The organism is Stenotrophomonas sp. A3_2, assembly GCF_036624925.1.
Classification (GTDB): Bacteria; Pseudomonadota; Gammaproteobacteria; order Xanthomonadales; family Xanthomonadaceae; genus Stenotrophomonas; species Stenotrophomonas hibiscicola.
This window is the reverse complement of record NZ_JAZKVY010000095.1, coordinates 1-22773: the sequence shown is the minus strand read 5'-3', so window position 1 is coordinate 22773 and position 22773 is coordinate 1. Positions and strand designations below refer to the sequence as shown.

Sequence of the window (22773 nt, the reverse complement as noted above, 5' to 3'; positions counted from 1 at the left end):
TGAGGCTATTGCGTCCCGGAGTGAAGCGCATCGGGAATAGTTGCAAATCCCACAAACACCAACGCCTGGGCAAGCCCAGGCGTTCGTGCCCCCTTCATGCTGACAGCGCGCTTCAGCCGGCCAGTTCGGCCTGCTCGCGTTCGATGCCGTACTTGCGCAGCTTTTCCACCAGGGTGGTGCGGCGCAGGCCGAGCAGCTGGGCGGCGTGGGCAACCACGCCCTGGGTGCGTTCCAGTGCTTCGTTGATCAGGCCCAGTTCGATGTTGGCCATGTGGTTGCGCAGGTCCATGCCTTCGTCGGGCAGGGCGGCCGGTGCCGCCGGGCGATTGACGGCGATGCCGTGCTCCAGCGCCGGCTGGTTGCCGCTGCCGGGGGTGTGGAACGAGAAGCTGCGCAGGTCCAGGCGTTCTTCGTTGGCAACCGTAGCTGCCGGTGCCGGTGCAGCCACCGCTGCCAGTGCGGCATCGCCACGGTAGCGGGCCGGCAGGTCCTGCACGCGTACTGAACCGCCCGGATGCAGCACCGCCAGGCGCTCGACCAGGTTGGTCAGCTCGCGCACGTTGCCCGGCCATTCGTAGCTGGACAGCGCCTGCAGCGCTTCGGGAGTGAAGCGCACTTCGCCACGGCCGGTGCGGGCCAGCTGCGCGGCGATGGTTTCCACCAGCGCCGGCAGGTCCTCACGGCGCTCGCGCAACGCGGGCACTTCGATCGGGAACACGTTGAGGCGGTAGAACAGATCCTCGCGGAACTTGCCCTCGGCGATGCGGGTCTCCAGGTCGCGGTGGGTCGCGGCCACCACGCGCACGTTGCAGCGGATGGTCTGGTTGCCACCGACGCGCTCGAAGCTGCGTTCCTGCAGCACGCGCAGCAGCTTCACCTGCATCGGCAGGCTCATGTCGCCGATCTCGTCGAGCAGCAGGGTGCCGCCTTCGGCCATTTCGAAACGGCCCTTGCGCGCGGTCAGTGCGCCAGTGAAGGCACCCTTTTCGTGGCCGAACAGCTCGCTTTCCAGCAGGTCAGGCGGAATGGCGCCGCAATTGATCGCCACGAACGGGCCGTCACGGCGCGGCGAACGCTGGTGGATCGCGCGCGACACCACTTCCTTGCCGGTGCCGGATTCGCCCAGCACCAGCACGGTGGTGTCGAACGCGGCCACCTGTTCGATCATGGTGCGCAGCGCGGTGACCGCCGGGCCGTTGCCGGTCGGTCCCTGCTCCTGCGCGGCACCGGCCTGGTGCTCGGCATCCAGGCGCTTGAGGCTGGCGCGGCGCAGCAGGGCTTCCATCTGCGCGTGGCGCAGCGGGGTTTCCAGCGGCCAGATGTTGGCTTCGTGCAGGCCATGCTGCTGCGCGAACGCAGCGGCATCACCGTCGGCCAGCAGTACCGGCGGCGGCAGGCTGCTGCCGCCAAGCCAGTGATACAGCGCGGTGCTGGCGGGGCTGTCGTCCAGGCTGCCGACGATCACCGCCATCCAGTCGTTCTGGCGCTGTCGGCCCAGGTCGAAGTCGGCTGCGTCGGACACCCAGCGCGGGTTGAAGTCCATGAATTCCAGTAGGGCAACGGTGCGCTCCGCGCGCACGGCGTCGTTGTCCAGCACCAGGATGCGCGATTCGCTCACGACTGTTCCTCCCTGAGGCCTTCCAGGATCGGCATGACTTCCTGGATGTAGGACAGCTTGCTGACAAAGTTGTCGGCGCCGGCGCGCAACGCGTGTTCGCGGTGCTCGGCGTCGTCGAAGTGGCTGGCGATCACGATGTACGGCGCATCGTCCTGCGACTTGATCAGGCGGGTGGCCTGCAGCCCCCCCATTTCCGGCATGGCCAGATCCATCAGCACCACCTGCGGGCGCAGCGTTTCCGAGCGCTCGATCGCTTCCAGGCCGTTGCCGGCGCTGCCGACGATCTGCAGCCAGTCGATCTTGCGGAAATGGCGCATCGCCGCGTTGATGAAGCCCTCGTGGTCATCGACCAGCAGGACCGTGAGCTTGTTCATGTCCAACATCCTTTTCAGCCCACCCGGGCCAGCTGGGGTTGCCTGGCGCTGAGCCGGCGCCGTTCGCGGGCCGGGGCGATATCCAGTTGTTCTCGGTATTTTGCGACGGTTCGGCGGGCAATGTTCACCCCCTGGCGCGACAGCAGGCCGGCAATGGCCTCGTCGGCCAACGGGCGGCCGGCCGGTTCGGCGTCGATCAGGCGGCGGACCATGGCCTTCACCGCCTGGCCGGAGACGCTGGCGCCCTCCAGGCGCACGGCGAAGAAGTGCTTCAGCTCGAAGGTGCCGCGCGGGGTCTGCAGGAACTTGCCGGTGGTGATGCGCGAGACGGTGGACTCATGCATGCCGATTTCCTCGGCCACTTCCTTCAGGGTCAACGGCGCCATGGCCTCTTCGCCGCGCACCAGGAAGGCGGCCTGGCGCTCGACGATCACCCGCGCCGTACGCAGCAGGGTGTCGTAGCGCATCGACAGGCCACGGCTGAACCAGCGCGCCTCCTGCAGCATCTCGCGCAGCGCCGGGGCGGCGTCGCTGGTTTCGGCCAGCACCTGTTCGTACTGGCTGTTGATCGACACGCGGCGGCTGGTGGCCGGGTTCAGGGCGACCTTCCACTGCCCGTCGGCGTGCCAGGCGACGACGTCCGGCACCACCACCGCGTTGCGCTCGGGCAGCAGGCTGTCGCCGGGGCGCGGCTGCAGCGACAGTATCAGGCGCACCGCCTCGCGCACGTCGTCGATCTCGGCGTCGTGCTGGCGGGCGAGGGCGGGGTAGTCGTGGGCAGCCAGTGCGTCGAGCGCGCCGTCCAGGATGCGCGCAGCCAGATGGCGGGCCGGCACCACGCCGTGCAGGCTGCGCAGCTGCGCCTGCAGGCCTTCGCGCAGGTCCTGTGCGGCCATGCCGGCCGGCTCGCCGTGCAGCAGCTGCTGGCGGATGGTTTCCACGCCAGCGGCGGCGATGTCGAACTGGGCGCTGGCCAGCAGCTGCAGCTGTGCCAGCGGCGCCTGCAGGTAGCCGGCCTCATCGCAGTGGTCGAGCCAGAACGCGGCCACTGCCAGTTCGCGGTCATCCATGTCCAGCGACAGGCGCTGCAGCACGCGCAATTGCGGGTCGGTCGATTCGCCGGCGGCGATGCGTGCCATGCGATCGTCGTCGCCGTCCTGCCAGCTGGCGCCGGCCACGTCCCACATCGAAGACTCGGGCAACTCGTCGAACGCGGCGGTTTCCAGCGTGGTCGCGCTGGCCTCGGTGGCTTCGGCGGCAGGCGCTTCGGCCTCTTCGATTTCGAGCAGCGGGTTGGAGTCCAGCAGGCGCTGGATTTCCTGTTCCAGTTGCAGGCCGTCGAGTTGCAGCAGCCGGATCGACTGCAGCAACTGCGGGGTGAGGTGAAGTTGTTGGCCCAGCTGGGTCGAGAGTGCAGCCTTCATCGTGGTTCCCCGGCGCCGCTCCCCGGCGCCTTGTGGAACGCATCTTGCTTTTGATCCGGCGGGGGCGAAATCAGGGGGTTCCTGAGGGGCTTGGTGAATGTCCTGACAGGGTGTAGGGGTATTCCCTACATCGACGCGGATTGTTGACGATGATCGCTGCTAAGTTGCTGATTTCCGGTGCAAGGCCCGGATTGATCGGGCTGCGCCGTGTACGGATTCCTGTCGGGGAGTGTCAGGGCGACGGGAATTCGTCGCTGGGTGCGGGTTGGCTGCGTCGGCTGTCGATAGAGACGATCACCGGTAGAGTCGACTGTCAGTCGACTGCTCTCCGATCAGACCAAGGAAAAGTCCCGCGCTCCGCGCGCAAGTCGACTGGCAGTCGACTCTACCAACAGCCCACTCTACCCAGCCATCGTTTCGCGCCGCCGAGGCTCGCGCTTACTCCAGCTCGTGCTGGTGGCGCGCGGCCAGCAGCAGCAGATCGTTGGCGCGGCGGCAGCCCAACGACTCCATCATGCGTGCGCGATGGGTCTCCACCGTCTTCACGCTGATGCCGAGGTCCGCGGCGATTTCCTTGTTGCTTTCGCCCTTGCCGATGCGGCGCAGGATCTCGCGCTGGCGCGGCGACAGCGCGGCGATGCCGGTGGGCTTCTCGCGGCCCAGCATCGGTGCCAGCATCTTGGCGGAGATCTGCGGGCTCAGGAACACCTGGCCGGCGTGCGCGGCGCGCAGCGCCAGTTCCAACTCCTGCGGTGCTGCATCCTTGACCACGAACCCGACCGCGCCCCGATCCAGCGCATCGCGCACGTGAGCGGCATCGTCGTGCATGGTCATCATCACCACCCGGGTACCGGGCGCGCGCAGGCGGATGTCGCTGAGTGCTTCCAGGCCGGTGCGGCCCGGCAGCGAGAGGTCCATCAGCACCACATCCGGTGCGTGCTGCAGGGCCAGCTGCAGTGCCTGCTCGGCGTTGCTGGCCTCGGCAACAAGCTGCACGTCGGCAAACCCCTGCAGCAGCCGCGCCAGGCCGGCGCGGACGAGGGTGTGATCGTCGACGATGAGAACTCGCACAGGCACGCAGCAGATCCGTGTAGGGGAGTCCACCTTAACTTAGCTGAACGGGCGCGCCAAGGCTTGCCCGCAAAGCGTGATGGTGGCAGGTTTCAGCGGGCGCGGCGCGCCTCGGCCACCTGGCGGCGGTGCAGGCGGAACAAGTGCCGCTCCATTGCCATCTCAAGGCCATCGCCAAGACGCTGGAAACGCAGCCACAGGTAGTGACCGCCGCCACCGTCCGCCGCTTCGGCGATCACTTCCACCGGCAGGTCGATATGGTCGGGCAGCCAATCGCTGGGCTGCAGGCGCACCACGCCGGCCTGGCCGGGGCTGGCGCCACTGCGTGGGCCCAGCTGCAGGCGGATGCCGCGGCGCGACCAGCGCACAGGGCGCAGGGTCAGTTCCTGGCCCTGCTGGCGTACCAGCCGGCCGAGCAGCACCATCGCCAGATCCAGCTTGGCCTCCAGCCGCTGCAACTGCAGGCTGGCCTCATTGCGGTCGTCATGTTCGTCAACGCGGCTGTCTTCAACCAGCGCCAGGCTGCGCAGCAGGCCTTCGGCGCTGCTGGTGCGACCGGCCGCGCTGCCTGCCTGGAACTCGGCCGGCAGGGCCAGCTCGCAGCTGAGCGTCTCGTCGAACAGCTCGCTTTCAGCCGGGTGGTGCAGCGACGTGGTCGGCAATTGGGTCATGCCAGCGATTCTGCCTGCAGGTAGGCATGCGCTGCGCGAAGGGAACGCTGGCCGTCATTCATCAGTGCTGCCACCGCATCACGGCGCTGGCGCAGCAGGCCGAGCAGATTCTGCTGGCGATCGAACAGCGCAGCCAGCGGTGCGTGGTCGGTGGCGGCCAGCGGCTGGCTGAGCAGCGCATGCAGCGTGCTGTCGTGGCCGTCGAGCAGGCTGTCGGCCTGGTCGAGGGACTCTTCGCCCAGGGCCTTCTCGAAGGCATCCAGCTGGGCGTGCAGTTCCTGCAGGCTCATGGCGCCACCGCGGCCGGGCGGCGCTGTTCCTGCGGGATCGCATTCCAGGCGCTGTCGATCTCGCCCAGCAGTTGAAGCGATTCATCCAGCGCGGCACGGTCGTTGTGCAGGTTGGCCTCGGTCAGGCGCTGCAACACGTAGTCGTACAGTGCCGACAGATTGCCGGCGATCTCGCCGCCGGCTTCGTGATCCAGCGAGCCGTTGAGGTGGCCGACAATCGCGCAGACTTCGCCGATCGCCTTGCCCTTTCCGGCCTGGTCGCCACGCTCAAGACTGGCCTGGGCACGGCGTACGCGCTCCAGCGCGCCCGCCAGCAGCATCGCCACCAGCTTGTGCGGATCGGCGTCGGCAACCGCACTGGTCACTCCCACCTGGCGGTACTGCTCGGCATATTGACGGCTGGAACCGTACATTCGTGATTCTCCTTGCGCTGGGTGCCGTCGGGTGGTCGTGGGGACCGTGGCCGGCGGTGCGGCGTTGATTGCTGTTGCGTCCGTTATCGGTGCGAACCACGCCAAACTTGAGCGTTGCACGCCGTCCTTCAGCGGTTCAGCTGTGCCAGCTGCTGCTGCAGTGCGGTGTTGCTCTGCTGCAGCTTGCCCATCAGGCTGTCGAGCGCCAGGAACTGCTTCTTGTAGCGCTCCTCGACGTTCTTCATGCGCGTGTCGAGGTCCTTGCGGCGCTTGTCGATGTTGTCCAGCGTGGTGTTCAGGCCCTTGGTGCGGGCGACGAACGCCCCTTCCTTGCCGACGGTGGTGCTGACATAGCCGTCGACCATGGTGTACAGGGTGCCAGCACCGCCGGTGTCGCCGGTGATGGCCGAGCGGATCTTCTCAGGCTGGCTGGCCAGTGCGGCGGCAAACTTGGTGGTATCGAGAACGAGGCTGCCGTCGGCGTTGGGATAACCGCGGGTCTGCAGGCCCAGCACCTTCGGATCCAGGCCGTCGGCCGAGAGCTCCTTCAACACGCTCGACATCATCGAACGCAGCTGGCTGGAGGCGCCGCGCATCTGCGCGTCACCCGTCAGGGTGGCGGCTTCCTTGGTCTTGGCGTCGTATTTGGTCTCCGTGTTGATCGCCGCGATCGCCGCGTTGTAGGCGGTCACGAATTCCTGCATGACCTTGGTCGCGGCGGCCGTGTCGGTGCTGATCACCACGGTACTCTTGCCGGGAACCTTCAGGTTCAGGGTCAGGCCCGGTACCGCATCGGTCACCGTATTGCTGGCACTGACCACTTTGACGCCGTCGATGGTCAGTTCGGCGTCCGCAGCGGCCGTGTTTTCTTTCAGGCTGCCTACCAGTGCACCCAGCTTCGGGTCGCTGCCTGCATACTCCAGCTTGATCGCGTTGGCGGCACCGGTCTTTTCCTGGGCGATCGACAGATACTGGTTGTCGCCCGAGCTGATAAGCGTGGCCTGCACGCCTTCCTTGCGCCCGGCGGCATCGATCTTGTTGCGGATGGTGGTCAGCGTGTCGCCGTCCTCCACCGTCACGTTCATGGTCTTGGCCTTGTCGCCCACGCCAACGGTCAGCGTCAAGGTTCCGGCACCGAAGGTGTCGGTCTTGGGCACCGAGGTATCGGCGATCAGCTTGTGTGCCGTGGCGAGGGATTTCACCTCCACCTGGTGCGTGCCGTTGGAGGCCGCTGCCTTGGTCGTGCCCACGTCGTACAACGCGACCGACGCCGTCAGCACATCATCTGCATTGTTCGGACCGGCCTTGCCGGTGGCGGTGACGGTGCGGGTATCGAAGGCCGTCGTGGCCTTGAGGGCCGTCAGCGCGGTCTTCAGCTTGTCGAAGGCCGCCGTAACGGTGCCGATCGACGACAGCTGCATCTTGGCCTTGGACTGCTGCAGGTTCAGCGCATTGTCGGCGGGCTTGCGGTCAGCTGCGACCAGCTGGTTGACGATGCTGGAAATGTCCAGCCCCGAGCCAATGCCACCGTATCCAAAGTCTGCCACGTCGTTTCTCCTGGTATCCGGGCCTGGCCGTCGTGCGGCGGCCCGTCGTCAACGAAAATAGCGGCCTGCGCCGCTGGGTCTTGAGGACTTCGTTGATGCATGCGCCGTGCCAATGGTCTGGCGCAGGTTCTGGCACGCAGATTGCAGGAGGGTTGGGGCAGGGTGCGGGGACATTCACCGCAGGCTGCCGGGGGTCTGCAAAAAGCCCTCCCCCAATGCAGGGGAGGGATCAGGCTACTGACAATCGGGGGGAGACGAAGCCGCCCGGTACGTACAGTCAAAGGTACAGCGCTGAAAGAGAGGTCCGCAGGAGCGGGCGATGCCGAGCCGGTTCGGGAGGTTTCCCGGGCCGGGCATGGCCCGCGCCTTCGAGCACCATGGCTTCCAGGTTGCCGCTACCGTCGATTCACTTCGACGGTAGCGGCGCCTTCTTGCCGTGGATCAGCGCAGCAGGCTGAGCACGCCCTGCGGCACCTGGTTGGCCTGGGCCAGCATGGCCGTGCCGGCCTGCTGCAGGATCTGGGTGCGGGTCAGCTCGGCGGTTTCCTTGGCGAAATCGGTATCCTTGATGCGGCTACGCGAGGCCGACAGGTTTTCCGTCGAGGTCTGCAGGTTGGCGACGACCGAAGTGAAGCGGTTCTGGATCGCGCCGAGGTCTGCACGGGTGTTGTTGATCGAGCTGAGTGCCTTGTCGACCACTTCAAGGGCCTGCTGGGCGCCGGCAACTGAAGAAATATCCACATCCTTCAGCATCTTGCCGCCGGCGGCTGGTGCAGTTGCAGTGCCGTCGAGGTCGCCACTGTCAAAACCGGTAACGCCAGCACTCGTCCCAGCAGTGACCTTCATCGCGCTCCACTTGCCGTCCTTATCAACACTCTCTTTGACCGAGGTGAGCGTGATCTGCCCGGTGGTAGCGGTGGTTTCCGCGTAAACACCCGTTTCACCAATTTTCGCATTGATTGCCGTGGCCAATGCACTTGTCATTGCTTTCCGGTCTGCAGCGGCATCACCAGTCGATACGACCTCGACCTTGTCAAGCTTGACCGCAGCGCTGAGGCCGCCACCGCTGATCTCCACGCCGGACAGCGAGATCGTAGTGCCCTTGCTGGCGGCTGTGCTGGCGCCAGCGGCGACGCTGATGTTCTGCTTGTCGAACAGGGCGTTACCGAGTGAGTCTGCTTTTGCGTCGACAACCTTGTCGATTGCGATCGCCTGCCCTGCATTGGCGCCGACCTGGAAGAGCTGGCTGGAGAAGGAGCCGTCCAACAGCTTGGTGCCATTGAACTCGGACTGCTTGGCGACGCGGTCGATCTCGCTAACAAGCTGGGTCACTTCGGCCTGCAGGGCCTTGCGGTCGCTTGCCGAGTTGGTGGCATTGGACGACTGCACCGACAGCTCACGGATACGCTGCAGGTTGTTGCCGATCTCGGTCAGCGAACCTTCGGCGACCTGGGCCAGCGAAATGCCGTCGTTGGCATTGCGGATGGCGACGTCGGTACCGCGGATCTGGGTGCCGAAGCGCTCGGAGATCGCCAGGCCTGCGGCGTCGTCCTTGGCGCTGTTGATGCGCGAACCGGAGGACAGGCGCTGGATGGTGGTGGCGAGCGAGCTGCCGCTGGTGCTCAGGTTGCGCTGAGCGTTCAACGACATGGTGTTGGTGTTGATGACTTGTGCCATGGTGCTTTTCCTTTGGCGAAGGTGGTACGTATTTCAGGAGCCGGGCGGCAGCTCAGCCGCCGCCCGGTGGTCGATCAAGGTGCAGATCAGCGCAGCAGGCTGAGCACGCCCTGCGGCACCTGGTTGGCCTGGGCCAGCATGGCCGTACCGGCCTGCTGCAGGATCTGGGTGCGGGTCAGTTCGGCGGTTTCCTTGGCGAAATCGGTATCCTTGATGCGGCTACGCGAGGCCGACAGGTTTTCCGTCGAGGTCTGCAGGTTGGCGACGACCGAGGTGAAGCGGTTCTGGATCGCGCCGAGATCCGCACGGGTGCTGTTGATCGAGCCCAAGGCCTTGTCAACGATTTCCAACGCCTGCTGAGCTCCCGAGACCGTAGAGACGTCTACGTCAGCCAACTTGCTGGAGGTGACGCCGGCCATCGTGCCGCCGCCGGTGCCAACCTGGGTCAGGCCAGTTGCGCCTTCATTGCCTGCCGTGGCGTAGCTCAGGGCGAACGTCTGGCCAGCCTTGACCGAAGTCAGGCTGATGGTGGCATCGTCGACGGAGGCCTGCACACCGGTCTCGCCGAACTTGGCATTAATGGCTGCTGCAGTAGACTTCGTGATGGATTCGCCTGCCTTGATGGTGAAAGCACCGACCACAACGTCCGAGGCCTTGCCATCGGCATCGGTCACCTTGATGGTGATCTTGTCGATGTTCATGTCAGCGGCGGCCTTGTCATTGTCGACAGGCGGGGTGCCGGCGGTCACATCGAGTTTGGTGCCCTTATAGACCTTTGCGAAATCAGCGCTTCCCAGCGACTCGGTCTTGGCGTCCACAACCTTGTCAATGGCGATGGCCTGACCAGCGTTGGCGCCCACTTGGAACAGCTGGCTGGAGAACGAGCCGTCCAGCAGCTTGGTGCCATTGAACTCGGATTGCTTGGCGACTCGGTCGATTTCGGACTTCAGCTGGGTCACTTCGGCCTGCAGCGCCTTGCGATCACTGGCCGAGTTCGTGGCATTGGACGACTGCACCGACAGCTCACGGATACGCTGCAGGTTGTTGCCGATCTCGGTCAGCGAGCCTTCGGCGACCTGGGCCAGCGAGATACCGTCGTTGGCGTTGCGGATGGCGACGTCGGTACCGCGGATCTGGGTGCCGAAGCGCTCGGAGATCGCCAGGCCGGCGGCGTCGTCCTTGGCGCTGTTGATGCGCGAACCGGAGGACAGGCGCTGGATGGTGGTGGCCAGCGAGCTGCCGCTGGTGCTCAGGTTACGCTGAGCATTCAACGACATCGTATTGGTGTTGATGACTTGTGCCATGAGGAGAGGTCCTTGAGCGGTTGCACGTGAGTTGGGTTAGACGCCCCCGACGTGCCCCGGGGGCGGCTCATGTCAGCGCTGCAACAGGCTGAGCACGTTCTGCGGTACCTGGTTGGCCTGGGCCAGCATGGCCGTACCGGCCTGCTGCAGGATCTGGGTGCGGGTCAGCTCGGCGGTTTCCTTGGCGAAGTCGGTATCGCGGATGCGGCTGCGCGAGGCCGACAGGTTCTCCGAGGAGGTCTGCAGGTTGGCCACCACCGAGGTGAAGCGGTTCTGGATGGCGCCGAGGTCGGCGCGGACGCTGTTGACCGACTCCAGGGCCTTGTCGACGATCGACATCGCCTTCTGCGCGCCCTCGGCGGTCGTGACGTTCAGGTCCTTGACGAAGCTGACCGCTGCACCGGTCAGGGTGCCGCCGTTGGTGCTGGTCTCGGTCAGGCCCAGGCCGGCGAGGGTGGCGGCGGTGACGCCGGTCGGCGGCGTTGCGGCGCTGACGCCCAGGGCGAAGGTCTGGCCATCCTTGACCGACGCCAGGCTGATGACACCGGCATTGACCGAAGCAACCACGCCGGTTTCGCCCAGCTTGTTGTTGATCGCCGCCGCGGTGGCCGAGGTGATCGATTCGCCGGCCTTCACGGTGAAGTCACTGATGGTGACCGTAGTGGCGGTGCCACCCGGCGGAGTGACCGAGACCTGCAGGCCCGAGTAGGTGGTGTCGGCGGTGGCTTTGTCGGCGGCGGCCAGGCTGGTGCCGGTGTAGCCGTTGGCAAAGGTGGCCGCGCCCAGTGAATCGGCCTTGGCGTTGACCACGCTGTTGATGGCGATGGCCTGGCCGGCGTTGGCGCCGACCTGGAACAGCTGGCTGGTGAAGCTGCCATCCAGCAGCTTGGTGCCGTTGAAGTCGGCCTGCTTGGCCACGCGGTCGATTTCGGAGACCAGCTGGGTCACTTCGGCCTGCAGCGCCTTGCGGTCGCTGGCCGAGTTGGTGGCGTTGGAGGCCTGCACGCCCAGTTCGCGGATGCGCTGCAGGTTGTTGCCGACTTCGTTCAGCGAGCCTTCGGCGACCTGGGCCAGCGAGATGCCGTCGTTGGCGTTGCGGATAGCCACGTCCAGGCCACGGATCTGGGTGGTGAAGCGCTCGCTGATGGCCAGGCCGGCCGCGTCGTCCTTCGCGCTGTTGATGCGCAGGCCGGACGAGAGGCGCTGGATGGTGGTGGCCAGCGAGCTGCCGCTGGTGCTCAGGTTGCGCTGAGCGTTGAGCGACATCGTATTGGTGTTGATTACCTGTGCCATGGGGTCGTCTCCTCTTATATGGAACCCGTTGGTGAATGAAGCGAAGCGCCGCCTGTTTTTTTGTGTGGCTGTGTGCTTCGCCGTTGCCAAATGAATAACGGCGCTTTGTCAACAACCTTTAGCCGTGAATTCCGTTGAAGTCGTAATTCGTTGCCGGAGGCTGATTTTCCGGGGTTTTCCAACCCCGAAGGGGCGTGTAGGCGCACCCGGAAGGGGCGGTTGGGCAGGCCCAACCAGCGCTGATGAAGGTATCGGCGGGGTGGGGCCGGGCTTGATGGGCAATGACGGAAAATCCGCCGAGCGCTGTCTGGAATGCTCCGCGGCGACGGGCCACGGAAACGAAAAAGGCCGCGATGCAAGCATCGCGGCCTTTCGGGGCTGAAGCGGGGGTGCTGTCAGCCGATCTTGTTGAACAGCGACATCGACTGCATCTGCGAGAAGATCGTCTGTGCCGCCTGCAGCGCGGTGCTCTGCAACTGGTACTGGCTCAGCGCATCGGCGTAGTCCAGGTCGCGCATCTGCGACAGCGTGGTTTTCAGCGTCACGCTGTTGGCTTCGCGCATGTCGGCGGCGTTGTCCAGTGCCTTCAGCTGCGCGCCACCGGCCGCACGCGAATCGATCATCCGCTCCGACGCGCGCGCCACGTCACGCAATGCACTCTGCAGTTCGTTCTGCTGGGCGCTCATCTTCGCGGTGGTGCCGGTGTCGGCATCCAGTGCGGCGATCAGCTTGTCCATGGTGTCAAAGATGTCGCGGCTGCTCGCCGGCTTCACGTTGAAGCTGTCGCCCGCTGCCGGCGCGCCGGTAATCTGCAGCCGCACGCCGTTCACTTCCACGTTGTCACCTGCCTTGAAGGTGCCGGTGCCGGTCACGTTGCCGGCGCCATCCAGCACCTCGTACTGGTCGGCAGCGGTGAAGCGGATGCTGAAGGACTGCCCGTTCCAGCTGTCGCTGCCATCACGGGTGATGTTGGTCAGCACGCCGTTACCGGTGTTGCCCGCCGCAGCGGCGCCATCGACGAAGCCATCGCCGGTGGGGATGCGCATGAAGATTTCGCTGCCGGGCAGGGCATCGCGCACGTAGGTATCGGGGCCGACCTCGATCTGGCGCTGGGTCTGGTCACCGCGGTAGACCACCTTGCCATTGATCCTGGCAAACGGCGGATCGCCGTCGTTGGTGCCGCCGAATACATAGCGACCCGTGCCGTCCTCGGCGTTGGCCAGCGACAGCAGGCCGTCGCGGATCTGGTTCAGTTCGGTGATCAGCGTCTTCTTGTCGGACGCGCTCAGGGCGGGGTTGCTGGCCTGGATGGTCAGGTCGTTGACGCGCCCCATCAGATCATTGACCTGGGCCAGGGTGTTTTCCTGCACGCCCAGCCGGTTCTGCACGTTGCCGGCGTTGAGCTTCATCCGTTCCAGTGCGGCCAGGCTGCGGTCCAGTCCGACCGCTGCGCCGGCCCCGACCGGATCGTCCTTTGCGGAGACGATCTTGCTGCCGGTGGCGATCTGCTGCTCCAGGTGGCTGAGCTTGGCCTGCTTGGCCATCATCAGCGACACCGACTGGTTGTACATCATGCTGGTGGAGATGCGGCTGCTCATCGGCGGACGGCTCCCAGGATGGTCTGGAACATGCTGTCGGCGGTGGAGATCAGCTGCGAGGCGGCCTGGTAGGCCTGCTGCAGGCGCAGCATGTCGGCCGCTTCCTCGTCCAGGTTGACGCCGGACACTTCATCGCGCGCTTCCTGCGCCTTGTCGTTGATCACCAGTTGCGCTTCCAGCGAGTACTCGGCCGAACGGGCCGCAGCACCCACCTGGGTGGTGAGGCCACCCAGCGCGCCGTTCAGCGTCACCGTGCCGGCATTGAAGGCCTTGGCGCTCTCGACCTTGGCCAGCCTGGAGGCGTTGCTGTTGTCGGAGGAGCCGGCCGGCGTCGGGGTGATGTTGAAGGTGTCGCCGACCTTCGGCGCACCGTCCAGCACGAAGCTCCAGCCATTGGCGCTGATGGTCTGGCCGGGCGTGTAGGTCTGCGGCGGGCCACCATCGATGGTGTAGGTGGTGGCCGAGGTGAACACGATCGCGGCCGGATTGCGCAGGTTGGCGTTGCTCGAATCGGTCACGGTCACGCCACTCAGCTTGCCGGTGCCCGTGTTGGCCGTCGCGGCGGCGCCCTTTACCGCGGCAGCGGCTGCAATCCGGGACGGATCGGTGATGGCGATCTCCATGCTGCCGGCGACGCCTGCGGTGGGCTGCAGCAGGAATCGGTCGTTGGCAGCGGGGGTGCCACCCACGACCAGCGTGACGCCGTTGATCACCAGCGGATCGGCGGCGGTGCCGGTGCCGGCCAGCGGAACGCTGGCGCCGGTGTCGGCCCGGCTGGCCTTCCAGTTGCTGCCATCGAACTGCAGCACCACGTTCTGCGCGTCCAGCTTGCCCAGGTCGCCATAGGTGGCGCTGAGGCTGGCGGTGCCGGTGTTGGCGTTGTTGGCGGTGACGCGCGGGTTGCCGATGTTGAAGAAGTCGCCCCCGAGCTGGCCATACATGTCCACGCCCTGGTGGTGGGCCTGGTTGAAGGTCTCGGCCAGGCCGACAGCCAACTTGCCCAGTTCGGCCTGGGCCGGGGTCAGCACGGTGTCGCGGAACTCCATCAGGCCGCCGATCTGGCCGCCTACTGCCTTCGGGTCGAGGCGGATGGTGTTGCCCTGCGTTTCCAGGGCCAGCTGCAGGCGCTCGGGCTGGTACGGGTCGGCCACGGTGGTGACCTTGGTCGCGGTGGTGCCCACCACCAGCGCGTTGCCGCCGGCGGTGTAGACATTCATGATGCCGCCGTCCTGGATCACCGCGGTGCCGCCGGTGTAGCCGATCAGCTGGCTGATCAGCTGGTCGCGCCGATCGAGCAGGTCGGGCGCGGCGGTGGCGATGTTGGTGCCGATCGCACCGTTGATCTGCGCGATCTCCTGCGCCAGGCGGTTGACCTCGGTGGCACCGGCCAGCAGGCCGTTGTTGACCTCGCTGTTGAGGTTGTTCAGGTGGGTGTTGAGCTGCACAAAGCGGTTGGCCAGGGCCTTGCCGCCATCGAGCATGTTCTGGCGATCGGCCGTGCCGGAGGCATTGGAGGACAGGCCACTGACCGAGTCGAAGAAGTTCGACCACACACCAGAGACATTCGTGGCCGCATCAGAGAACAGCGCGTTGACCCGGTCGGCCATGCCCGAAAGCTGTTTCAGGCGCGCCAGTTCGCCGCTGCTGTCGAGCAGGCGCGAGATGGCCAGCTGGTCGGCGGTGCGGCGGATGTCGGTGATGCGGGTACCGTTGCCGACCGTGCCGTAGCCATAGTTCTGCGGATCGGCGGTGGCGAAGTTGACCTTCTGCCGGCTGTAGCCGGGCGTATTGAGGTTGGCCACGTTGTGGCTGGTGGTCGCCAACGCACGCTGGAAGGCGAGCAGGGCACCGGTACCGGTGGAAAGTACGCTGGACATGGGATTCCTCAACGACGGGTGATACCCAGCGCCGCGGTCGCGGTGCTGGCGAAGGTCTGGCCAAGGCGCGAGCCGGCGTCTGCCACGGCGGCGACGGCGCGCTCGATGGTCGGGCCGCCGGCGATCGCGGCGATCTTGGCCGCGTAGCGCGGATCGGTGGCATAGCCGGCGCGCTGCAGGCCACGGGCGAAGCCCTGCACGTCGGTGCCGGCCTGCAGGGCCTGCTGGTAGCGCGGGCTGGTCTTCAGCAGGCGCACGTAGTCGGCAAAGCTCTCGGCCGGCGAACTGTAGGCGCGGAAGCTGGCGGTCTCGTTGCGGCGCACGCCATCGACATATTCATGGGTGCCGGCTACGGCGCGCTGGCCGTTCCAGCCATTGGCCTTGATGCCGAACAGGTTGTGCGAAGTGCTGCCGTCGGCATGCTTGATGTGGCGCTTGCCCCAGCCGGTTTCCAGCGCCGCCTGGGCGACCAGGGCGCGGGCATCCACGCCCAGTTCCTTGGCCGCACGCTGCGCGTGCTGCCAGATGCTGGCGACGAAGCCTTCCGGGGTGTGCTCGCCGAGCTGGGCGACAGCGGTGCGGGTCGCCATCGCATCGGCCGGGCTGATCGCGGTGCCGCGGTTGCTGGCGGTGGCCGACCACTGGTCGCTGTTGGCGGCCCAGTCCTCGCCCTGCAGGCTGCCGATGTACGGATCGTCGGTGCCCAGCGAGCGGTGCATGCTGCTGCTCTCGCGCCCGGCGATCAGATCCAGGGCCTGCTCCATCGGCGCCACTGCCGCCTGCGCACCGTGCTGCGCACCGGCGGCCATCTGCTGCAGCAGGCGCACCGCCTGGCTGCCGTCTTCCAGTGGCAGCGACGGTGCCGGCCTGGCCGGTGCATTGAGCTGGTAAGCACGGCTGGCCTTGGCCGGATCCACGCGGGTATCCAGCGCCGGGCCATCGGCGGCCTGGCCGGACAGCTGCCGGCTGATCATGCTGGACAGGCCCAGGCCTTTGCCGCGGGTCATCGCCTCGGCAATCTTCTGGTCGTACATCTCGCGGAACATCTTGTTCTCACCGGGAAACAGCGAGTCGCCGAAGCTGGCGTCACGCATGCTCTTGACCAGCATCTGCGCGAACTGGCCTTCCAGCTGGCGCGCCACCTTGTCGATCCTTGCCGGATCGTTCTGTTGCGCCGGGTGCAGGTCGAATGCGGGATTGATGCGCATGTCAGATCACCTCGAGCTCGGCACTCAATGCGCCGGCCTGCTTCAGGGCTTCCAGGATCGCGATCAGGTCGCCCGGTGCCGCACCTACGGCGTTCACCGCATGCACGATCTCGTCCAGGGTGGTGCCGCCGCTGAACTTGAACATGCGGCTGCCGTCGTTGGTGGCGGTGATGGTGGACTGCGGGCTGGCCACGGTGCGGCCGCCGGACAGGGCATTGGGCTGGCTGACGTTGGTGTTTTCCTGGATGGTCACGGTCAGCGAACCGTGCGAGATCGCCGCGGGTCCCACGCGCACCTGCTGGCCGATGACCACGGTGCCGGTGCGCGAATTGACCACCACCTTGGCCGGGGCGCTGCCCGGGGTCAGTTCCAGGTTCTCGATGCGCGCCAGCAGGCCGACGCGTGCGCCGGGGTCGGTCGGCGCGGTGACCGCGACGGTCACGCCATCGATCGCGCGTGCCGCACCTTCGCCGAAGGCGTTGTTGAGCGCGGCGACCATGCGCGAGACCGTGGTGAAATCGTTGTTGTGCAGGTTCAAGGTGATGTCGCCGCCGTTGGCCAGCGGATCGGGCAGGGCACGCTCCACGGTGGCGCCGTTGGGAATACGGCCGACGCTGGGCACGTTCACCGAGACACGGGAACCATCCTTGCCCTGCGCACCGAAGCCACCCACGATCAGGTTGCCCTGGGCGATGGCGTAGATCTGCCCGTCGGCCCCGCGCAGCGGGGCCATCAGCAGCGAGCCGCCGCGCAGCGACACCGCGTTGCCGATCGAGGACACCGTGATGTCGATCGGCTGGCCGGGCTTGGCGAACGGCGGCAGCTCGGCATGGATCGCAACGGCGGCCACGTTCTTCAGCTGCGGGTTGACGTTCGGCGGCACGTTCACGCCCAGCTCGCCGAGCAGGTTCTTCAGGCTCTGCACGGTAAAGGGCGCCTGGCTGGTGCGGTCGCCGCTGCCATCCAGGCCGACCACCAGGCCGTAGCCAACCAGTGCGTTGCCACGCACGCCGCCGACCTGTGCCAGGTCCTTGATGCGCTCGGCGCTGGCCGGGGCTGCCACGACCATCAGCATCAGCGCGACGAACGACGCCACGCGGCGCTGCCAGGAAGAAGAGGGGAGGAGTTTCATGGCCATACTCAGAACGGCGTCAGGCCGGAATTGAAGAAGCGGCTCAGCCAGCCCATCGCGTTGGACTGCGCGACCGGTCCGCGGCCGCCGTAGACGATGCGGGCCTCGGCTACGCGGCTGGAGGGAATGGTGTTGTCCTGGCTGATGTCGCCAGGGCGCACGATGCCCTGCACCTGCACCAGTTCATCGCCCTGGTTGAGCCGCAGGTTCTTCTGCCCCTGCACCACCAGGTTGCCGTTGGGCAGGCGCTGGATCACGGTGACCGTAACGCTGCCCTGCAAGCGGTTGCTCTGCGCGCTGTTGCCCTTGCCGGTGAAATCACGCTTGCCTTCCGCGCTGGCGCTGAGGATGTCCTTGCCGCCCAGGGTGACCGGCGCGCCAAAGATGCTCGGGCTGCCCAGGCTCAGGTTGGACTCCTTGTTGGTGGCGGTGTTTGCACTGGTCTGCGCGGTGGTGCTTTCCAGCAGGGTGATGGTCAGCAGGTCGCCGACATCGCGTGCGCGGCGGTCTGAATACAGCTGCAGGGTCGGGCCGGCGGCATAGATCGCCCCGGCGGTGGGCGCGGCCTGCGGCGGCATGATCGGCTGGATCGGCGCCATCGCCGGGTAGGGGCGCACGTCGCCCGCGATCACGCAGCCACCGAGCAGGGCGGCCACGGTGCAGGCGAGGGCAGTGCGGGCAAAGTTGGAAATGGGCGACATGGCGGTTTTCCCGGTTGGGCCGGTCAGATCTTGTTGTTGAGATAGCCGAGCATCGAGTCGGTGGTGGAGATCGCCTTGGCATTCATTTCGTAGGCGCGCTGGGTTTCGATCATCGACACCAGCTCTTCCACCACATTGACGTTGCTGCCTTCCAGCGCCCCCTGCACCACGGTGCCGAGGCCGTTCAGGCCGGGATTACCGTTCTGGGCCGGGCCCGAGGCCGTGGTTTCCAGGAACAGGTTCTCGCCGCGCGCCTGCAGGCCGGCCGGATTGACGAAGTCGGTCAGGGTCAGCGCACCGACTTCCACCGACGCGGCGTTGTCGGCCATCTTCACGCTGATGGTGCCGTCGCTGCCGATGGTGACCGACTGCGCGCCCTCGGGAATCTGGATGCCCGGTTGCACCGGGTAGCCGCTGTTGGTGACCAGCTCGCTGTCCTGATTGATCTTGAACGAGCCATCACGGGTGTAGGCCGAGCTGCCGTCGGGCATCTGCACTTCGAAGAAGCCGCGGCCGTTGACCATCACATCCAGGGCGCGGCCGGTCTGCTGCTGGCCACCCTGTTCGAAGTTCTTGGCGGTTGCTACCACGCGCACGCCGGTGCCCAGCTGCAGGCCGGTCGGCAGCTGCGTCTGCGCCGACGAAGAGCCGCCCGGCTGGCGCACCTGCTGGTACAGCAGGTCCTCGAAGCTGGCACGGTCCTGCTTGAAGCCGGTGGTGTTGGTGTTGGCGAGGTTGTTGGAAACCACCGACATGCGCATCTGCTGCGCATCCAGTCCGGTTTTCGCGATCCACAATGCCTGGTTCATCTTCGATGTCCTGTCTGGTGAAACCGGCCGCGTGGTGCGGCCCTTGTATGCGGGTGTGCAAGCGGTGTGCCAGCGCCGGCATCAGCCGGCGCCGGAATTCCGTCAACTGCCCAGGCGCAGCATGCTGTTGGCGCTGCGCGCGTTTTCGTCGCCGTGTTTGATCACCTGCACCTGCATTTCGTACTGGCGCTGCAGCTGGATCATCTGCACCAGTGCCCCGGCCGCATCGACATTGCTGCCTTCCAGCTGGCCGCTGTGCACTGCGGTGCCCTGTGCCGGTGCGAACGGCTGTTGCGGGTCGGTATTGCGGAACAGGCCATCCAGGCCGCGCTCGAGGCGCTCGTCCGGTGCCTGCACCACCTTGATCCGGCCGATCTGCGCCATGGTCTGCGGGCCTTCACCCTGCGGGATGATCGAGATCGTGCCGTCGGCACCGATCTCCATCGCCTGGTAGGGCGGAATGGCGATCGGGTTGTTGTTGTCATCCAGTACCGTGCGGCCGCCGGAGGTCACCAGCTGGCCATTGGGGGTGACCGACAAGGCCGCGCCGCGCGTATACGCCTCGCTGCCATCGCTGGCCTGCACCGCCAGCCAGGTGCCGCTCTGCAGCGCCAGGTCCAGCGGTTTGCCGGTGATGTGCTGCGCGCCGGGCGTGCGGTTGAAGCCAGCGTCGACGTGCAGCGCATCCACCCGCGAGGCAAAGCCGGGGCCGCGGATCGGGAAGGCTTCGGTGTTGGCCAGCGCTTCCTTGAAGCCGGGGGTGTCCGAGTTGGCGAGATTGTGGCTGAGCGTTCCCTGCGCCTGCAGGGAGGCGCGGGCACCGGTCATCGCCACGTAAAGGGCTTTATCCATGCGGGGAGTTCCGTGACAGGGTCAGCGGGTCATCAACGGATGTTGATGACCGTCTGGGTGATCTGGTCCTGGGTGGTGATCATCTGTGCGTTGGCCTGGAAGTTGCGCTGCGCGGTGATCATGTTGACCAGCTGCTCGGTGAGGTCGACGGTGGACGCTTCCAGCGAACCTGCCTGGATCTTGCCGAGGTTGGAGGTATCGGGCATGCCGGTGCGCGGCGTGCCCGACTCGAAGGTCTCGACCCACAGGTTGTTGCCCTTCGATTCCAGGCCCTGCGTGTTGTTGAAGGTCGTCAGCGCCACCTGGCCCAGCGGCTTGTCGTCGCCGTTGGAATAGCGGGCGTAGACCACGCCGGATTCGGACACGGTGATTTCATTGAGCTTGCCGGCGGCATAACCGTCCTGCTGGGTGTTGCGCAGCGCGAACTTCTCGCCGTACTGGGTCGAGCCGTTGATATCCAGCGTCATGTTCAGCTGGCCGGCGCCGGTGGTGGGGGTGAACGTGCCGAGGCCGACCTTGCCGTTGGCCGGGGCGGTCAGCTTGCCGCTGTTGTCGAAGGTGACCGCGGTCGGGGTGCCAGCGGGCTGGCCATCGACATAGTTGTGCACGGTCCATTCGTTGGGGTTGGCTCCCTTGACGAAGTACGAGACCTGGATGTGGCTCACGCCCAGCGAGTCGTACACGGTGATGCCGCCGCTGGAATGGTTGTAGCTGTTGGAATCGGCCGGGTCGAAGGTGGCCACCGTCGGCTGCTTGGCGTTGGCCGGCAGGGTGAAGCCGACCTTCACTTCGCTGGTCTGCTTCGGCGGGCTGTCGGTGGTCAGCAGCTGCAGGTCGACCAGGCGGCCGGCGTCGAAGTTGGTGCCATCGGCATTCGGTGCGAACACCTGCAGGCGCGCACCCTGCGGATTGACCACGTAGCCGGCCGAATCGGTCTGGAAGTTGCCGGCACGCGAATACACCCGCGAACCGTTCATGTTCATGGTGAAGAAGCCCTCACCGGAAATGGCCATGTCCAGGCTGCGCCCGGTCTGCTCGTTGTGGCCCTGGATGAACTGCTGGGCGACGTTGGAGACGCGCACGCCCGAGCCGGTCTGGTTCTTCGACAGGCCGTAGCTGGTGGAGGCGAACAGATCGGCGAACTCGGCGCGCGACTGCTTGAAGCCGGTGGTGTTGACGTTGGCGACGTTGTTGGCGGTGACGCTCAGGTCGGTGTTGGCGGCATTGATGCCGGACAGCGAGACATTGAAGCCCATGGGATGCTCCTGGTTGATGCGGGATGTGCGGCTCAGCTGACGCGGAGCACGTAGTCGATCGGGGCCGTGCCCAGGCCCTTGAGGTTCAGGTACAGGCCGTCGGAACCGACGGTCACGCTTTCCACCGGCGCCTGCACGTAGGTGGACAGCTTGGTGCTCTTGCCGGCGGTATCGACATGGTTGGCGACGATGGAGTACTTGCCCGGCTCCATGCGTTTGCCGTTGGCGTCCTTGCCGTCCCACTGGAAGGCGGTTTCGCCGGCGGCAGTGGCTTCCACGCTCAGCGAGGTGACCTTGGCGCCGTTGGCATCGGTGATGTCCACGGTGATGATGCCGGCCGACGGCGCGGCCACCGTGCCTTCGACGCTGCCCTCCTTCTCCAGTACCAGCTTTTCCGACGGCACCAGCACCTGGTGGCCGACCAGTGCCGCGCCACGCAGCACCTGGTCGCTGGCCATCGACTCCTGGAAGCCCTTCACCGTCTTGTTCAGATCGGTGATGCCCTGCACGGTGGACATCTGCGCCATCTGCGCGACCATCTGGGTGTTGTCCATCGGCTTCAGCGGGTCCTGGTGCTGCAGCTGCTCGGTCATCAGGCGCAGGAAATCGGCCTGGTCCAGCGTGTTCTTCTTCTTGGTGGCGTTGCTGTTCGGGGCGTTCAGACCAAGTGCGGTATAGACGTCCTGGTTGGTCTGGTTGTTGACGGCGGTGGTCATGGCGGTATCCGGTACTGCGGGCCTCAGCGGCCCATGGTCAAGGTGGCCAGGGCCAGTTCCTTGGCGGTGGTCAGCATCTCCACGCCGGCCTGGTAATTGCGCGAGGTCGAGATCAGGTTGACCATCTGCGCCACCGGGTCGACGTCGGGCTGGTAGATGTAGCCATCGCCATCGGCCAGCGGGTGGCCCGGCTCATAGCGCTTGATCGGCGCCGCATCGCTCTGGGTGATCTCCTTCACCTTCACCGAGGTGATGTTCGGATCGTTCTTGCTGGTGACAGCCTGGAAGATCGGTTCCAGCGGCTTGTACACGGCGTCGGCGGAACCGGCGACGGTGTCGGCGTTGGAGAGGTTGGAGGCGATGGTGCTCATGCGCACCGACTGCGCCTGCAGCGCGGAACCGGCGATATCGAAGATCGGCAGGTTGCTCATGGCTTATTGCCCCGTGATCGCGGTCAGCATGGAACGCACCTTGCTCTCGACGAAGCTGAGCGAGGCGCGGTACTCAAGAGCGGCGCGGCCATAGGCGGCACGCTCGGCATCGGGATCGACGGTGTTGCCGTCCAGGCTGGGCTGCACGCCTTCACGCGCGATCTGGAACGGATTCAGGCCACTACTGATTTCGTAGTGCTGCTCATGGGTGGTGGCCATCAGGCCATTGGCATCCTGCCCCTGGGCATGGCGCAGGGCGGCGTCGAAGTCCAGGTCCTGGGCCTTGTAGCCGGGCGTATCGGCATTGCCGAGGTTGCTGGCGATCAGCTTCATCCGCTGTTCGCGCAACGGCATGGCCTGGGCATGGACGCCCAGGTAGTCGGTAATCAGGTTGCGCACGGTGCACTCCCACGGGAACGTTGCCCGGGAAGCTGCAAGGGATGTGCCAAAGCACGCGCGACATCGCGTCCGCCGGGGCAGGGCCCGCCCGACCCCCCGGGGGGGGGGGGGT

Annotated in this window: 22 protein-coding genes; all 22 read right to left on the bottom strand. The window is 66.1% G+C overall.

Going from position 1 to position 22773, the window contains the following annotated elements:
• Window positions 1-112: 112 nt before the first annotated feature.
• Window positions 113-1618, bottom strand: coding sequence for a sigma-54 dependent transcriptional regulator (locus tag R5H29_RS01770; protein WP_088610805.1), 1506 nt, complete (start codon window positions 1616-1618; stop codon window positions 113-115).
• Window positions 1615-1992 carry a response regulator transcription factor gene (locus tag R5H29_RS01765; RefSeq protein ID WP_005409556.1) on the bottom strand — a complete coding sequence of 126 codons (378 nt, stop codon included), beginning with the start codon at window positions 1990-1992 and terminating at the stop codon, window positions 1615-1617. The genes R5H29_RS01770 and R5H29_RS01765 overlap by 4 nt, the downstream gene beginning before the upstream one ends.
• Window positions 1993-2006: 14 nt before the next feature.
• Window positions 2007-3416, bottom strand: coding sequence for an RNA polymerase factor sigma-54 (rpoN, locus tag R5H29_RS01760; protein WP_332328644.1), 1410 nt, complete (start codon window positions 3414-3416; stop codon window positions 2007-2009).
• 438 nt (window positions 3417-3854) lie between these two features.
• Entirely contained in the window at window positions 3855-4487 is a 633-nt protein-coding gene (locus R5H29_RS01755) for a response regulator transcription factor (protein ID WP_005413261.1), read from the bottom strand.
• 92 nt (window positions 4488-4579) lie between these two features.
• Window positions 4580-5158, bottom strand: coding sequence for a PilZ domain-containing protein (locus R5H29_RS01750; protein WP_019659609.1), 579 nt, complete (start codon window positions 5156-5158; stop codon window positions 4580-4582).
• On the bottom strand, window positions 5155-5448 hold the full coding sequence (locus R5H29_RS01745) for a hypothetical protein (RefSeq protein WP_332328643.1): 294 nt from the start codon (window positions 5446-5448) through the stop codon (window positions 5155-5157). Before R5H29_RS01745 ends, R5H29_RS01750 begins: the two co-directional genes overlap by 4 nt.
• A complete protein-coding gene (gene fliS / locus R5H29_RS01740) occupies window positions 5445-5861 on the bottom strand; it encodes a flagellar export chaperone FliS (protein ID WP_021201753.1) in 417 nt (138 codons plus the stop codon). Before fliS ends, R5H29_RS01745 begins: the two co-directional genes overlap by 4 nt.
• Window positions 5862-5989: 128 nt before the next feature.
• Complete coding sequence (fliD, locus tag R5H29_RS01735; RefSeq protein ID WP_111104208.1) at window positions 5990-7408, bottom strand: flagellar filament capping protein FliD; 1419 nt, start codon at window positions 7406-7408, stop codon at window positions 5990-5992.
• Window positions 7409-7849: 441 nt separating this feature from the next.
• Window positions 7850-9085, bottom strand: a complete 1236-nt coding sequence (locus R5H29_RS01730; RefSeq protein ID WP_134731958.1) for a flagellin — start codon at window positions 9083-9085, stop codon at window positions 7850-7852.
• A gap of 86 nt (window positions 9086-9171) precedes the next feature.
• Complete coding sequence (locus R5H29_RS01725; protein WP_134731956.1) at window positions 9172-10389, bottom strand: flagellin; 1218 nt, start codon at window positions 10387-10389, stop codon at window positions 9172-9174.
• A gap of 72 nt (window positions 10390-10461) precedes the next feature.
• The gene (locus R5H29_RS01720) at window positions 10462-11682 is read right to left on the bottom strand and encodes a flagellin (protein WP_019659613.1); all 1221 of its coding nucleotides are present in this window, start codon (window positions 11680-11682) and stop codon (window positions 10462-10464) included.
• Window positions 11683-12077: 395 nt separating this feature from the next.
• Window positions 12078-13280 carry a flagellar hook-associated protein FlgL gene (gene flgL, locus R5H29_RS01715; protein ID WP_019659614.1) on the bottom strand — a complete coding sequence of 401 codons (1203 nt, stop codon included), beginning with the start codon at window positions 13278-13280 and terminating at the stop codon, window positions 12078-12080.
• A complete protein-coding gene (gene flgK, locus R5H29_RS01710) occupies window positions 13277-15157 on the bottom strand; it encodes a flagellar hook-associated protein FlgK (RefSeq protein ID WP_332328642.1) in 1881 nt (626 codons plus the stop codon). The genes flgL and flgK overlap by 4 nt, the downstream gene beginning before the upstream one ends.
• A gap of 8 nt (window positions 15158-15165) precedes the next feature.
• On the bottom strand, window positions 15166-16365 hold the full coding sequence (gene flgJ, locus R5H29_RS01705) for a flagellar assembly peptidoglycan hydrolase FlgJ (RefSeq protein WP_111098329.1): 1200 nt from the start codon (window positions 16363-16365) through the stop codon (window positions 15166-15168).
• 1 nt (window position 16366) lies between these two features.
• Window positions 16367-17503, bottom strand: a complete 1137-nt coding sequence (locus R5H29_RS01700; RefSeq protein ID WP_019659617.1) for a flagellar basal body P-ring protein FlgI — start codon at window positions 17501-17503, stop codon at window positions 16367-16369.
• Between the two features lie 2 nt (window positions 17504-17505).
• Window positions 17506-18198 (bottom strand): flagellar basal body L-ring protein FlgH, encoded by a 693-nt coding sequence (gene flgH, locus R5H29_RS01695; protein WP_019659618.1) that lies wholly within the window; start codon window positions 18196-18198, stop codon window positions 17506-17508.
• A 23-nt stretch (window positions 18199-18221) separates the two neighbouring features.
• Window positions 18222-19007 (bottom strand): flagellar basal-body rod protein FlgG, encoded by a 786-nt coding sequence (gene flgG, locus R5H29_RS01690; protein WP_005416457.1) that lies wholly within the window; start codon window positions 19005-19007, stop codon window positions 18222-18224.
• 102 nt (window positions 19008-19109) lie between these two features.
• Window positions 19110-19859, bottom strand: a complete 750-nt coding sequence (locus R5H29_RS01685) for a flagellar basal body rod protein FlgF (protein WP_019659619.1) — start codon at window positions 19857-19859, stop codon at window positions 19110-19112.
• A 32-nt stretch (window positions 19860-19891) separates the two neighbouring features.
• Window positions 19892-21115 carry a flagellar hook protein FlgE gene (gene flgE / locus R5H29_RS01680; protein ID WP_019659620.1) on the bottom strand — a complete coding sequence of 408 codons (1224 nt, stop codon included), beginning with the start codon at window positions 21113-21115 and terminating at the stop codon, window positions 19892-19894.
• A 32-nt stretch (window positions 21116-21147) separates the two neighbouring features.
• Complete coding sequence (locus R5H29_RS01675; RefSeq protein WP_019659621.1) at window positions 21148-21831, bottom strand: flagellar hook capping FlgD N-terminal domain-containing protein; 684 nt, start codon at window positions 21829-21831, stop codon at window positions 21148-21150.
• Between the two features lie 23 nt (window positions 21832-21854).
• Window positions 21855-22262 carry a flagellar basal body rod protein FlgC gene (flgC, locus tag R5H29_RS01670; protein ID WP_005409575.1) on the bottom strand — a complete coding sequence of 136 codons (408 nt, stop codon included), beginning with the start codon at window positions 22260-22262 and terminating at the stop codon, window positions 21855-21857.
• A 3-nt stretch (window positions 22263-22265) separates the two neighbouring features.
• Window positions 22266-22661 carry a flagellar basal body rod protein FlgB gene (gene flgB / locus R5H29_RS01665; protein ID WP_005409576.1) on the bottom strand — a complete coding sequence of 132 codons (396 nt, stop codon included), beginning with the start codon at window positions 22659-22661 and terminating at the stop codon, window positions 22266-22268.
• Window positions 22662-22773: the final 112 nt, after the last annotated feature.

Coding starts and splice junctions, on each gene's coding strand:
- R5H29_RS01765 (WP_005409556.1), bottom strand. CDS start 1,992: ATGAACAAGCTCACGGTCCTGCTGGTCGATGACCACGAGGGCTTCATC.
- rpoN (WP_332328644.1), bottom strand. CDS start 3,416: ATGAAGGCTGCACTCTCGACCCAGCTGGGCCAACAACTTCACCTCACC.
- R5H29_RS01750 (WP_019659609.1), bottom strand. CDS start 5,158: ATGACCCAATTGCCGACCACGTCGCTGCACCACCCGGCTGAAAGCGAG.
- R5H29_RS01745 (WP_332328643.1), bottom strand. CDS start 5,448: ATGAGCCTGCAGGAACTGCACGCCCAGCTGGATGCCTTCGAGAAGGCC.
- fliS (WP_021201753.1), bottom strand. CDS start 5,861: ATGTACGGTTCCAGCCGTCAATATGCCGAGCAGTACCGCCAGGTGGGA.
- R5H29_RS01730 (WP_134731958.1), bottom strand. CDS start 9,085: ATGGCACAAGTCATCAACACCAACACCATGTCGTTGAACGCTCAGCGC.
- R5H29_RS01725 (WP_134731956.1), bottom strand. CDS start 10,389: ATGGCACAAGTCATCAACACCAATACGATGTCGTTGAATGCTCAGCGT.
- R5H29_RS01720 (WP_019659613.1), bottom strand. CDS start 11,682: ATGGCACAGGTAATCAACACCAATACGATGTCGCTCAACGCTCAGCGC.
- flgL (WP_019659614.1), bottom strand. CDS start 13,280: ATGAGCAGCCGCATCTCCACCAGCATGATGTACAACCAGTCGGTGTCG.
- flgK (WP_332328642.1), bottom strand. CDS start 15,157: ATGTCCAGCGTACTTTCCACCGGTACCGGTGCCCTGCTCGCCTTCCAG.
- flgJ (WP_111098329.1), bottom strand. CDS start 16,365: ATGCGCATCAATCCCGCATTCGACCTGCACCCGGCGCAACAGAACGAT.
- R5H29_RS01700 (WP_019659617.1), bottom strand. CDS start 17,503: ATGGCCATGAAACTCCTCCCCTCTTCTTCCTGGCAGCGCCGCGTGGCG.
- flgH (WP_019659618.1), bottom strand. CDS start 18,198: ATGTCGCCCATTTCCAACTTTGCCCGCACTGCCCTCGCCTGCACCGTG.
- flgG (WP_005416457.1), bottom strand. CDS start 19,007: ATGAACCAGGCATTGTGGATCGCGAAAACCGGACTGGATGCGCAGCAG.
- R5H29_RS01685 (WP_019659619.1), bottom strand. CDS start 19,859: ATGGATAAAGCCCTTTACGTGGCGATGACCGGTGCCCGCGCCTCCCTG.
- flgE (WP_019659620.1), bottom strand. CDS start 21,115: ATGGGCTTCAATGTCTCGCTGTCCGGCATCAATGCCGCCAACACCGAC.
- R5H29_RS01675 (WP_019659621.1), bottom strand. CDS start 21,831: ATGACCACCGCCGTCAACAACCAGACCAACCAGGACGTCTATACCGCA.
- flgC (WP_005409575.1), bottom strand. CDS start 22,262: ATGAGCAACCTGCCGATCTTCGATATCGCCGGTTCCGCGCTGCAGGCG.